The organism is Nonomuraea sp. NPDC049637, assembly GCF_040675235.1.
Taxonomy (GTDB): Bacteria; Actinomycetota; Actinomycetes; order Streptosporangiales; family Streptosporangiaceae; genus Nonomuraea.
Window position 1 is genome coordinate 107,398 of the sequence record NZ_JBFAOM010000027.1, and the last position, 12,278, is coordinate 119,675.

Below are 12,278 nucleotides of genomic sequence, written 5' to 3' on the forward strand. Positions count from 1 at the left end.
TAGCTCCCGCCGGTGGTTCATCCTAGGTCACGGGTGGCCGAAGGCGACCACCGAAAGGAAGTACGCGTACGCGATGCTGCGACATGTCCCCTTGAAGAAGTAGTGGGAGCAGACGCCCCAGTACAGGACGTAATAGAAGATGTAGTCGACCTGGTACTTGCTGTGGATATACCCCATATTGCGCAGGGCGTACCCGTAGTCGTGCATCATGCACGCCTGCCGGAAGTCGTAGCCGAGCGGCTTGTCGGGTGACTTGGTGCAGTAGTCGTAGTACACGCCGCGCACCCACCAGCCGGCCGGCGTCTTCTTCCAGTGCACGTAACGCCAGCTGCCGTGGTAGTAGGCGTAGCTGACGCCGCAGTGGTTGAAGGCGAAGTGCCAGAAGTTGGTGCACCAGTACCACTTCTTGCCGTCCAGGTCGGCGTTGGAGGTCGGCGACTGGTTGGCGTAGTCGTAGGCGTTGGCGCTGCCGCCCTCCACCGGGTCGGTCTGCAGGAACCGGCCCAGTCTGGGCTGGTAGAGCCGCACGCCCATGAGGATCGTGCCGTCGGGGGTGTCGGCGGCCCGCTCGGCCGCGCCGTGCCAGCCGTAACGCATCGCGGGCTGGCCGGCGCGCGGGTTGCCGAACTCGTCGAAGTCCAGCGCCAGCGGCACGCCGTCGGCGTAGACCACGTTGATGTCGTCGTGCAGGTTCGTCAGCTGCAGCCGCACGTCCCCGGTCGCCGAGGTGACCGCGGCCAGGCCGCCGGAGATGGAGTGCACGTTCCTGGTGACCACGCCGCCCTCCACGACCCAGGCGGGCGTGTCGTCGTCGGCGTCGAAGTGCTCGACCCGCTTGCCGGCCGCGCTCCACGTGCCGCCGGACAGCTGCTCCAGCGTGGTGGTGTTGCGGCGCAGCTCCGGGTCCAGCGTGTACGACTGCCGCACCGCCCCCGACGTCATCTGCCGCACCAGGTCGGTGGTGTAGTACTCCGCCTTCAGCCCGGCCGGCGTGGCCGTGGTGCGGCCGTAGGCGTCGTACTCGTAGCCGGCGTCGGCCAGCCGGTCGCCGCCGTCGTAGGCGTGGTTCTCGGTGACCGCCCCCGAGCCGTCGCAGGCGCTCGTGGTCAGCCCCGTCCTGTTGGAGTTGGCGTCGTAGCCGTAGGCCCGGCGCGAGCACAGGCCGCTCACGGTGTCGTCCACCGAGGCGATGCGGCCCAGTTTGTCGTAGCCGATCCTCTGGGCGGACAGCCCGTTGTGGCTCACCTGCTGGCCGTGGATCGACCAGGTCACCGAGTCGTCCAGCAGCCGCGCACCCGCCGCGGTCCGGTAGACCCGCGAGACCGGCGCGCCGGACGGGTCCCGGGCCAGGTCGTAGGACAGGCCGCCCGGCAGGTTCTCGTGGCTGATCGAGCCGTCGACGGTGTACGTGGCGGTGAACGTCCCGGCCACCGAGTCGGTCATGGTGGACAGCGCGCCGCGCACGTCGTCGTAGGCGTAGGTGACCGTCGAGGGCGCGCCGTCGGTCTTCCTGGTGATGCGGTCGAGGGCGTCGTACTCGACCCTGGTGACGCCGCCGTCGGCGTCGGTGTAGGACGTCTGGCGGCCCAGCGCGTCGTACTCGCGGGTGATCGAGGTGCCGTTGGAGGCCGTCGTCCTGACCGCCCGCCCGGCCGCGTCGTAGGTGGTGCTCACCTCGGGCACCGCCGTCCCGGCCCCGCCGGACACGACCGTCCTCACGATGTCGCCCGCCGGGTTGTACGTGGTCGTCGTGGTCCTGGTCACGCCGTTGGCCGTCTCGGTCACCGACGACACGCGGCCGCCGGGCTCGTAGGCGTACACCTTGGTGACCAGCTCGGCCGGACGGGTGCCGCTGTCGCCGACGCCCGTCTTCGACCTCGTCCGGCACAGCTGCCCGGCCCACTCGGCCTTGCCGCCGCACGCGCCGGTGCCGTCGGCGGTGTAGTACTCGCTGGTCGTGGTGCCCGCGTCGTCGCCCGACGACTTCGGCATCGTGGTGGCGACCACCCGGCCGTCGGAGTCGTACGTCGTGGTCTTGGTGATCGCCAGGCCGCCGGGGTCCTCCACCGTCCTGACGCTCTTGCCGGTGTTCCAGTCGTAGTACGTCCGGCTCGTGCGCACGTCGGCGTCGGCGGCCGCGCCGGGCATGTACGCGCCCACCGCCACCGTCGTGGCCAGGTTCGACACCTTGGCGTCGGCCGGCCGGCCCTCGTCGAAGGTGTTGACCGTGTGCTTCCTGGCCGCGACCTGCGTGCCGTTCAGCGTGACCAGGTGCAGCGGGCCGAGCTCGGAGACCATCCGCTGCCCGTCGGAGCTGTAGGCGGACTCCTCGGCCAGCAGCCGCGCCCGGTCGGCGGGCGAGGCGTTGAGCAGGCCGAGCCGGGTCAGCTCGGCGCCCGCGTCCGGCGTCTGGGCCAGGGCGAGCGCCCTGTTGCCGGCCGACAGCGACAACACCGTGTTGCCCTGCGCGTCGTACTGGCTGGTGGAGACCGCGCCGCCGGGCTCCACCCGGTTGACCGTCTGCCCGGAGGCGTTCAGGTAGGTGATCGTGGCGCGGCCGTAGTCGGAGGCGGCCAGGCCGCCGCGCCCGGTGTGGTTGGCCGGCACCTGGTCGGCCGGGAAGATCGCGGTCGCGTCCACCGGGGAGTCGCTCTGCCCCCAGGCGGCCGTGGCCGTCTCGCTCATCCCGTACGGCGCGCCCGTCCCGCTGATCGGCACGTCGTAGACCACCGACGTGACCGCGGTGCCGTTCGTCTCGCTCGGCGTGCCGGGCCGCAGCGTCGGGCGGGAGACGGCGAGCAGCATGCCGTCCGCGGCGGTGTCGGCGTTGCCGGCCTTGCCGTAGGCGAACGTCCACGGCAGCTCGCCGGGCGGGGTGTAGCGGTTCACCCGGCCGCCGAGGTCGTAGTCGTAGCGCGTCCTGATGTCGGGGGTGGCCGGGTTCCACTGCTCGCGCAGGCGGCCCAGGTCGTCGTAGCGGTACTCCGACAGGCCCAGCGGCGCGCTCGCGCCGCCCTCCCACAGGCTGATCGCCTTGACCTGCCCGGCCACGTCGCCGAGCTGCGCGCCCGCCGTCGTGGTGGTGGCGTAGTCCAGCTTGATCAGGCGGCAGCCCTGCGGCAGGCTCGCCAGCGTGTCCACGTCGCAGTCGGCCTGCGTGTACGACGGCGCGATGATCTTGACCGGCCGGGCCAGCGCCTTGCCGTCCGAGCCGGTCACCGACTGCCACACGAACGCCGTGCTGCCCTTGCCGCTGGCCGGGTAGACCGCCCGCACCAGGTAGATCGGCGCGGCGGCGTCCACCTTGGCGAACACCGTGCGCTCGGCCGAGTTCGCGTCCGACAGGGTGTAGCGGTCGGCCGCGGCGTCGAAGGTCAGCTTCAGGCTCGCCGCGTCCTGCTGCGGCTCGTACGAGCCGTCGGCGTTCTTGGTGAAGGCGACCGCCGAGCCCTCGCCGGTCAGCTCGACCGAGGTGGCGGAGGTGGCCCGGAGCTGGGCGAACGTGCCCTGGCCCGACTGGGCGAGCCCGGTCGGCGTCCACTCGGTGCCGAAGATCGCCGCCACGCCCGGCAGCGCCGAGCCCTTGCGCGGGTCACGCGAGGAGAACGAGCGCATCAGGCCGATGCCGTACACGTTGGCGTCCGTGGCGGCCATCCTGAAGTCGCCGGTCAGCGTGTTGACCGAGCCGGGGCCGACCGGCTGGGTGGAGGCGCCCTCGCCGTCCCGGTCCACGACCAGGTCCACCGGCTGGGAGGCGGCCGTGCCCGAGGAGGTGACGAACTCGGCCCTGATCTCGATCGAGCCGTCCTCGGCCAGCGTGTGCGTGGTGTCCCAGACCAGCTCGGGCGAGGCGCCCGCGCTCATCGCCACCGGCCAGGCGATCGCCGACCCGTCGGACTTCCTGCGCACGTCGGCCGCCGGCACCTGGTGCCAGGAGTCGGCCTCGCCGCGCCGGTAGGAGAAGGTGACCGCGCTCAGCCCCGCGCTGCCCGTGGCCGACAGGACCGTCCGGCGGGCGGTGGACTGCCCGTCCTTGGGCGAGGTGACCGCCGAGCCGCCCGCGTTGAACGCGTACGTCGTCGCCTCCGACAGGTTGCCCGCCTTGTCCTTGACCCACGCCTTGAGCGTGTGCGGGCCGTCGGCGGGCGGCGTCCAGCTCACCGTGTGCGGCGCGCCGGAGTTGGCGGCCGACTGCTGGGCGCCGCCGTCGAAGGACCACAGCACCGAGGACGCGTCGGCCGAGGCCGGCGTGATGGTGAATTGTCCGGCCTGGCCCGCGCCCTTGGCCCACGCGTCCTCCGGGTAGTCGGCGGAGGACACCTCGGGGGCGGGCGGCGGGGCGGCGTCCACCGTGAAGGCGAACCACGCCGACCAGGGACCGTAGTCCGTGCCGTCGTACGAGCGCACCCGCCAGGCGTACGACGTGCTCGCCAGGGCCGTGCCGGCCTTCCAGGAGGCGGTGGCGCCGTTCGCCACGTTCGCGGCCGAGCCGCCGGTCACCTTGGTCGCGTGGTCGGCCGTCCAGATCTCGAAGTCGGCCCGCTGCGCCTGCCCGTCGGCGTCGCTCACCTTGGCCGACAGCGTCGGCTGCGCCGCCCCCACCACGGCCGGGCTGGCGCACACCGAGCAGGGCGCGACGGCCAGGGCCGACGGCGTGCCCGGCAGCGAGTTGTAGGTGATCGCGATGTTGGGGTTGTTGGCGAAGCGCTTCCAGTAGTAGTTGTCGGTCTCGCTGCCGGCCTTGACCATGAAGGTGACCGACGTGCCGTTCGCGCTCACCACGCTCTGCACCGCGCTGGTGACGTCCCAGCCGACCCAGGCCGCCGGGCAGTTCGACGCGCCGCCCTGACCGGCCGACGACCAGCCGTAGGCGACGTTCTTGGCGCCGATGTTGAGGTTCGAGGCGGGCTGGTTGTTCCACGTCGTGCCCGAGCCGACGGCCGCGGTCCTGTGCAGCTCGACGTTCCGCGCCGAGCAGGACCAGGCCCACGTCTCCTTGATGTTGAACGTGGCCGCCGTGACGTGCTTGCCGGCCAGGCCCGACAGGCCCATGTTGAAGAACGAGCGCCGCTTGTAGCCGCCGCCGTTGCTGGTGCCGGCCGTCGCGTCGTTCGCCGAGTTCCAGTACGCGCTGGTGGGATAGGCCGAGTCCACGTACGTCCAGCCGGACTTGGCCGAGGTGAAGCTCGGGTCGATCGTCACCGGGTAGACCGTGGCCGGGTCGGCCAGCAGCGCGGCGTCGGGGGTGACGCGCAGCTCGCGGCCCGACAGCCGCACGCCCATCCTGGCCCGCCGGCCCGGCTGGGCGGCCAGCGCCGGGGTGGCCGGGTTGCGGGTCATGGCCGACTCGGTGGCGGCGTCCCACATCTCCGGCGCCGCCGAGCCGAACACCGGCTCGCCCTCGGCGTCCAGGATCGAGACGTTGCCGTGCCTGTCGGTCCTGACCTCGCCCTTCTTCACCGACGTGGCGAACGTCAGCTCCTTCAGCGCCGGGTTCGCCGCGGCCTGCCGGGTCCTGACGACGAGCTTCTCGGCGAAGCCGTCCACGTCCGCGGTCAGCACCAGGTCCACGCCCGGCAGCACGTCGGGGTAGGTGGCGGTGGCGCCGTCCAGCACCGGCTTGGGCAGGGTGCCGAGCGGCGTGCCGAGGGTGAGCCGGGTGCCCCGCTCGGTGGCGGTGACCAGCGGGCCGTCGCCGCCGCCGGAGAAGCTGTAGGAGACCGCGGCGGCCTTCGGCGCGACCGTGCCGTCCTGGCCCGCCGCGAGCGTCGGGTCGGCGGGCACCCACGCCTCGCCCCGCCTGACCCGGACCGGGCGGTAGCGGTGCTCCTGGGTGACCGTGCCGGCCGGGTTGACGAAGAACTCGTCGGTCTCGGTGGTCAGCGAGACCGCCCTGATCCGCTTGCCGCAGACCGCCGCGGCCAGCCGGGCGGAGATCTCGGTGGGCATCTCGTCCGGGCAGGCGACCGCCGCCTGCGCCTTGACGGGCGCGGGCGGGGCGGCCCGCGCGGGAAGCGGCACGAGGGCCGTGGATGTCAGCAACAGGACGACGAGCGGCGGTAAGGGAGTCAGCCGCCTGGGTTTCTTCAACACCGTCCAACCTCCGCGGGGGGTGTAAGGCCGTTCGGTGCTCAGCGTGAGCAGCGGCTGTATAGGCGGCGTATAGATCGCGTAGGCGGCCAAAACCGGTTGCGGCGCGGCGCGGGCGGCTGTTGTACTTCCCGGCGGCACCGATCGCCGGACGAAGGAGCGGACCGATGAGGACAGCGTTCATGACCTCCCAGCACAGGACACCCACCTATCCAGAGGGCATGACGCTTGTCGAGATCCCCGCTCACCAGGACACCTCCGCATGTAGCTAGACCAGCCCGGCAGGCCCTGCGCCACCTGCGGCCCGGCCCGCGCGCCGCGCTCGCGCTCGGCGCCGCCACCGCCGCGGCCACCGCGCTGCCGCTGGCCGCCCCGCACGTCACCCGCCGCTTCGTCGACGACGCCGCCGGCGGCGCCGGGCTGCGCCACCTGATCGTGATCGCGCTCGGCTACCTCGGCCTGGCCGCCGCCGGTCAGGCCGCCCGCATGGCCGCCGCCTGGCTCGCCGGCCGCCTGGCCTGGGACGGCACCAACCGCCTGCGCGAACACCTGGCCGGGCACGTGCTCGGCCTCGACCTGGCCTTCCACGCCCGCCACTCGCCCGGCGAGCTGATCGAACGCGTCGACGGCGACGTGGCGGCCGTGGCCGACTTCGTCGTCGCCTTCGTCCTCGACGTCGTGGCCGGGCTGCTGCTGCTGGCCGGCGTGCTCGCCGTCGTGTTCACCGTCGACCTGCGGCTGGGCGCGGCGCTGCTGGCCTACTGCCTGATGACCGGGCTCGCCATGGCGGGCGCGCAGCGGCTCGCCGTGCCGTCGGCGACCCGATCGCGGCAGGCGAGCGCCGCGCTCTACGGCCACCTCGAAGAACGGCTGGCCGGAGCCGAGGACCTGCGGGCCAACGGCGCGGGCGAGCACGCGCTCGGCCGCTTCCACCAGGTCGCCGCGGCCTGGTTCCGCGCCGAGTGGCACGGCTCGCGCATCGCGGGCGGCCTGCTCGCGGCCACCAACGTGGCGTTCGCGGCCGGGACCGCGCTGATGCTCGCCCTGGCCGCCTGGCTGCTGGACGCCGGGGCGCTCACCGTCGGCACCGCCGTGCTGCTCTTCCAGTACACCGTGATGATCCGCACGCCGTTCGAGCGGCTGATCGACCAGCTCAGGCAGTTCCAGGGGGCGCTGGCCGGGTTCGCCCGCATCGGCTCCCTGCTGGCCGAGCGCCCGGCGCTGCCCGTCCGCGCCGCGCCCCGGCCGCTGCCCGCCTCGGGCGCGCTCGGCCTGCGGCTGGACGACGTGAGCTTCGCCTACCCCGACGACGGCGAGAGCGCGCTGTCGGGCATCACCCTCACCCTGGCCCCCGGCGAACGCCTGGGCCTGGTCGGACGCACCGGCAGCGGCAAGACCACCCTCGCCAAGCTGCTGCTGCGCCTGTACGACCCGACCGGCGGCACGGTCGAGATCGGCGGTCTCGACCTGCGCGAGTGCGACCCGGAGTCGCTGCGCCGCCGGGTCGGCGTGGTCACCCAGGACGTACGGTTGTTCGACGGCAGCGTCCGCGACAACCTCACCCTGTTCGGCGCCCTGACCGACCCCCGCCACGACGACGCTCACCTGCTGGAGGTGCTGGCCGGGGTGGGGCTCGGCGGCTGGCTGGCCGCGCTGCCCGCCGGGCTCGACGGCGAGCCCGGCGGCCTGTCGGCGGGGGAGGCGCAACTGCTCGCCTTCGCGCGGGCCTTCCTGGCCGACCCCGGCCTGGTGATCCTGGACGAGGCGTCCAGCAGGCTCGACCCGGCCACCGAACGGCACGTCGAGGACGGCGTACGGCGGCTGCTGGACGGGCGGACCGGCGTGCTCATCGCGCACCGGCTCTCCTCCCTGGCGCACGTGGACAAGATCGCCGTGCTGGAACGCGGCAAGCTCGTCGAGTACGGCCGCCGCGCCGACCTGGCCGCCGACCCCGGCAGCAGGTTCGGCCGGCTCCTGGACGCGGCGGGGGTGAGCCGATGAGCGCCCGCCGGGCTCGGGTTCGGCCGGCTCCCGGCCACCGCCGGGGTGAACCGGTGAGCGCGCGCCGGGCCCTGGGCGTGGCGGGCCGCCTGGTCGACGTGTGAAACGCGGCGTGCAGGCCAAGACCGAGCGCGGTGAGGGATGGAGCGGCGGCAAGCGCCCGTTCGGGTGGGGAGTACCCACGGACAGAGTCGGCAGGACCGGCAAGACCGTCTACGACACCGACCAGGCCCACCCCGCGGAACTCCCGATCCTTCAGCAAGCCCTCAAGAAGCTTCTGGCCGGCCAGTCGAAGAACGGCGTGGTCCGCTGGCTGAACACCGTGAGCACCACCACCGAGGGCAACCCGTGGCGAAGCGCCAACCTCACCAAGCTCATCTTGTCACCCCGAATCGCTGGCCTCATCGAACGCGACGGCCAACTTCATCCCGCCGTTTGGCCAGCAGCCGTCACCAGGGAGGAATGGGAAGACCTGAAGGCCCTGCTCCGCGACAACGGCGCCGGCTCAGGGGCGCACGGCCGGGGCGAACGAAAGTACCTGCTCTCGCTCGTCGCTGAGTGCTTCGCCTGCCACGGAGGTGTCATCACCAAGCCTTCCGGCGGCAAGGGCCGCAAGAAGACACGGCTCTACTACTGCAACAACCCCGACTGCAAGCAGTGGGTGTCTCGCAGCCAGGCTCATCTGGACGAGTACATCACGGGCCGCGTTCTACGGCGCCTCCAGGACCCGGAGCTGGTGCAGCTGGTCCTGGGGCCAGAAAGCAGCGTGACGGCGGAGATCGTGGTTCTGGAACGACGTCAGGCCGAAACGAGGGAGACGCTGCGGAACTTCGCTGACCATCCTGGATTGAATGTCGCCGACGTGGCCGCGGCGGTCGCATCGTTCGATCGGAAGATTGCCGAGCTGCGGGGGCGGCAAGCGGTGAATGCCCGCCAGCGGCTCTTGGTCCGTATGGCGGGCATCACCCGTGAGCAGTGGGATTCCACACCGATCGACGTGTGCGCAGAGACGGTCCGGGCTCTCTTCCGGGTGGTGATCCTCCCGGTGACCAAGCGCGGTCCTGGGTTCGATCCGGCCAGCGTGGAGGTCATCCCTCTGCCGCTGTCACCCGAGGAGGCAGGCGTCGACGCCGAGGAGCGGATCGAGGGTGACGTCTAGCGCGATCCCGTCGCATCTCTCCTCGGGGGCGGCGGCTTTCTGAGGTGTGGGTGCCGGCGCCTCGGATGTTGGTGGATCCGCTGCTTCGGCCCGGGTCCTCGGAGCATCGGTTTCGGGTGTGGCCGTGGCCGGTGGACTCGTGTCCGCGCCGCGGGTGGGAGGGGCGGTCGTCGGGCGGGTGGTGGGCGGCACCGTCGCCGGCGGCGGCGTGCGCGACGGCCGCTGGGTGGGTGCGCGGTCCCGGCTTGGCGGCGGTGACACGATTGATGCCGGCCGCCGCTCGGGTAACTCTTCGCCGCTCGTGCCGGGCGCCATGGTCGCCGGATGTGGCGGCGGGGTGCGGGTGGATCGTGCTGAGGTCGATGGGCTCGTCACGGCGTCGGGGGTGTCCCAGAGCGTGATGACGGCCGGAGGCGCGGCGAGCGGGGGTGAGTGCCGGAGCTCGCCGACTCCGTAGACCAGCCCGGCGGTCATGACGCTGGCGGCCACGGCCGAGCCGGCGGGCGTGCGGATGGCCTCCCGTGCAGCCTTGACCGCTACGGCGGCGGCACCGGCTAAGAGCGCGATCAGACCGGCCACAGGGCCGCGGCCGCGGCGGATGCTGGCGTAGGCGGCCTTGAGCGCAGCGCGGCGGTCGGCGTCGTCGAGGGCCTCGTTGATGATGATCAGGTTGTCGCCATCGTCTGTGTCGAGGATCCAGTCCGTCCCCTCACGTAAGGCCCGGTACGTGTACCGCGGCATGCGCGCGATCATGCCCCGGCCTCCGTGTGCACTTCACGGATCGCTCGGACCGTGCCAACGAACTGGCGCCAGTGGTCCAGCATGTAGGCGGCGTCGGGGTTGCGTCTCCGGTTTCGGCTGAAGCATGCGACGGCGGGTCGGCCATCGACGAGGACCTGGACTTCGCGCCGGTGCTCGTGCTGAGGGCTGAGCAGGGCGTGTAGGTAGTCGTCATCCAGGGACGGCAGATCGTCGAAGCCTGATCGCTTGGCTGCGAGTCGCCGCCACATCACGACGTCTTCGTGCAGCTTCGCGTTGTTCTGTGTGAGGGTGTGAAGCTGCTTTTGGAGCTGCTCGATCTCCTCCAACGCGTGCTGGTACCAGGGGTGCAGAGTGATGTCTGAGGGGGCTGGTGCTGCGGATGGTGCATGAGACAGGGGACCTCCCCGTTGAGGTTCTGTACGTCCCAGGCGTCGCCATCTATCGCACGCCCCACGCGAGAAACTTTCAACTATTTGCATGGGTTGTGACAGTTTCGTGATTCGTCGTCACCCCGTGCGACGTTGGCGCACCTCTTCTGGTCTACCGGGCGATTCGACCGTTTCGTCTAGGCCGAGCACATCCTCAACCATGGTCACCATCGCTCCTCGTTGCCGCTCTGACATGCGGGGCCACAGCTCAAGTAGGCGGAGGAGGTGAGGGTCCAGCTCTTGGTGAGCGGCAACTGAGGTTGTCTTCTCGCGCAGGATCGCCCTCAGTTCGCTGGCGGCATCGTCTCGGCCGGCCTGCGCGAGCTCGTCTGGGGTGAGGTCGACGGCGTGGGCCATGCTCGCGATGGTCGTGGGATTTCCGACGACGGGGTTCGTGATTCCCGGGCCGCCGCTGGCGGAGCCGTAGACGATCTGTCGCCAACGGGTGCCGCTCATCCCAGCGCGCTTGGCGGCCTTGTTCTGCGAGATGTTCAGCCGTTCGCGCGCCTCTTCTATGAGGCGTCCTTCGGCCGGCTGATCCGGTCTCGTATCCATGGTCCCTCATTATGTTCGCAACATGTTCGCGACGTCCAGTCAAGCTTCTGCGCAAACATCGCGGCTGACATGGAGATATGGCAACTCTGCTACGTATAAGTGTGCGAACATTGTGAGAACATCGCTGAGAACCTAGTGAGAATTTCTCGCGTTCGCAGTAACTTTGCACCTGTGAGCACGAGAAACCGCGCCCCGATGTCCTTCGTCACGAACCTGAAGCACTCGTCTATGCCCGCCAGGTCACTGCGATGAGTCAGGCGGAACTCGCCCGCAAGATCGGCGTAACCCGCAGCCTCATCAACGAGCTGGAGTCGGGCATGCGCAGCGCCACGGACGAGGTGATCGACAGCTCCCGAGGTAGAAGCTGGCTGTCGGCTGTCGGGGGGCCGATGGTATTCCTACTACGACGATCAGTACGTGGAGAACGCGAGTGGACTCGACGTAGATCATCTCGTGCCGCTGGCGGAAGCGTGGGACAGTGGCGCCTACGACTGGACCGCCGCCGAGCGCCAGGCGTACGCCAACGATCTAAATGAGTCCTGGCATCTGGTCGCCGTGACCGCCCGCTCGAATCGCCAGAAAGCCGACCAAGATCCGTCCACTTGGCAGCCGCCGTACGAGCCGGCCAGGTGTCGATACGCGGCAGAGTGGACCGCGATCAAGCTCCGATGGAGTCTGTCCATCGATCCTCCTGAGCAGACAGCGCTGGCTGAGCTAGGGGCGGACTGTCCGGATCAGCGTTTGCCCGAAACTGACGACCAAGTCTGACAGGCCGCTAACAACACAGTACCCCCGTCCAGTCTCTGGGGATCGGACGGGGCTGCTTTGCGTCGTACTGCTAGCTCAGACTCGTCTTCGCGACGCCAGTCCAGGTTTTTGATTTTCCCGACCGACCAACAAGACAATTATCAGTACCGCCATTACAACATTCACCATCAAGGATATGTTGAACTCATTTAAGCTCGCCACGAGGGAATATGCTGAAATGATAGCTTCAATTCCGATAATAACCCCCTTTCCTCCACGGATTCGCCGCCCGACCACAAAGCCCAAAACAACCGGAAGAAGGGCGCTCGCGACAACGAAGATCGACAAGGGGGGCAGCACCGCCGCCTCCCAATCAGAGCCGTATCCGCTGACGATAAAAGCGATCTTGACTATAAGACCCACCAGCGCGATAACGGATTGCACCATCATGAGAGCCCGAACGAGCCTAACCTTGCGACGATCGAGTTCCACTGCATCCACCTCTTCCTCGACCTAAGGGCTGCCGGTGAACCAGT

The 12,278-nt window shown here is 70.2% G+C and carries 8 protein-coding genes and 1 pseudogene; 4 read left to right on the forward strand and 5 right to left on the reverse strand.

The window, feature by feature from the left end:
- Positions 1-27: 27 nt before the first annotated feature.
- Positions 28-6,042 (reverse strand): phospholipase A2, encoded by a 6,015-nt coding sequence (locus AB0J71_RS31735; RefSeq protein WP_364417403.1) that lies wholly within the window; start codon positions 6,040-6,042, stop codon positions 28-30.
- 276 nt (positions 6,043-6,318) lie between these two features.
- Here AB0J71_RS31735 and AB0J71_RS31740 point away from each other — a divergent pair, with 276 nt between their 5' ends.
- Both AB0J71_RS31740 and AB0J71_RS31745 read left to right on the forward strand, forming a co-directional pair.
- Complete coding sequence (locus tag AB0J71_RS31740; protein WP_364417405.1) at positions 6,319-8,091, forward strand: ABC transporter ATP-binding protein; 1,773 nt, start codon at positions 6,319-6,321, stop codon at positions 8,089-8,091.
- Positions 8,092-8,191: 100 nt separating this feature from the next.
- Positions 8,192-9,250 carry a recombinase family protein gene (locus AB0J71_RS31745; protein WP_364417407.1) on the forward strand — a complete coding sequence of 353 codons (1,059 nt, stop codon included), beginning with the start codon at positions 8,192-8,194 and terminating at the stop codon, positions 9,248-9,250.
- On the opposite strand, the gene AB0J71_RS31750 is transcribed toward AB0J71_RS31745, so the two are convergent.
- From AB0J71_RS31750 to AB0J71_RS31760, 3 genes are all read right to left on the reverse strand, one after another.
- Positions 9,197-10,003 (reverse strand): hypothetical protein, encoded by an 807-nt coding sequence (locus tag AB0J71_RS31750; protein ID WP_364417409.1) that lies wholly within the window; start codon positions 10,001-10,003, stop codon positions 9,197-9,199. The genes AB0J71_RS31745 and AB0J71_RS31750 overlap by 54 nt on opposite strands.
- Positions 10,000-10,338 (reverse strand): hypothetical protein, encoded by a 339-nt coding sequence (locus tag AB0J71_RS31755; protein WP_364417411.1) that lies wholly within the window; start codon positions 10,336-10,338, stop codon positions 10,000-10,002. The genes AB0J71_RS31750 and AB0J71_RS31755 overlap by 4 nt, the downstream gene beginning before the upstream one ends.
- A gap of 180 nt (positions 10,339-10,518) precedes the next feature.
- Positions 10,519-10,995, reverse strand: a complete 477-nt coding sequence (locus tag AB0J71_RS31760) for a helix-turn-helix transcriptional regulator (protein WP_364417413.1) — start codon at positions 10,993-10,995, stop codon at positions 10,519-10,521.
- 248 nt (positions 10,996-11,243) lie between these two features.
- On the opposite strand from AB0J71_RS31760, the pseudogene AB0J71_RS31765 reads away from it, so the two are divergent.
- A pseudogene (locus AB0J71_RS31765) lies at positions 11,244-11,327 on the forward strand (helix-turn-helix transcriptional regulator); the annotation flags it as partial.
- 43 nt (positions 11,328-11,370) lie between these two features.
- The gene (locus AB0J71_RS31770) at positions 11,371-11,763 is read left to right on the forward strand and encodes an HNH endonuclease family protein (protein ID WP_364417449.1); all 393 of its coding nucleotides are present in this window, start codon (positions 11,371-11,373) and stop codon (positions 11,761-11,763) included.
- A gap of 75 nt (positions 11,764-11,838) precedes the next feature.
- On the opposite strand, the gene AB0J71_RS31775 is transcribed toward AB0J71_RS31770, so the two are convergent.
- Positions 11,839-12,234, reverse strand: a complete 396-nt coding sequence (locus tag AB0J71_RS31775; protein WP_364417415.1) for a hypothetical protein — start codon at positions 12,232-12,234, stop codon at positions 11,839-11,841.
- Positions 12,235-12,278: the final 44 nt, after the last annotated feature.

Excerpts from the sequence above, each read along its gene's own strand:
- AB0J71_RS31750 (WP_364417409.1), bottom strand. The coding sequence starts at position 10,003 with ATGATCGCGCGCATGCCGCGGTACACGTACCGGGCCTTACGTGAGGGG.
- AB0J71_RS31760 (WP_364417413.1), bottom strand. The coding sequence starts at position 10,995 with ATGGATACGAGACCGGATCAGCCGGCCGAAGGACGCCTCATAGAAGAG.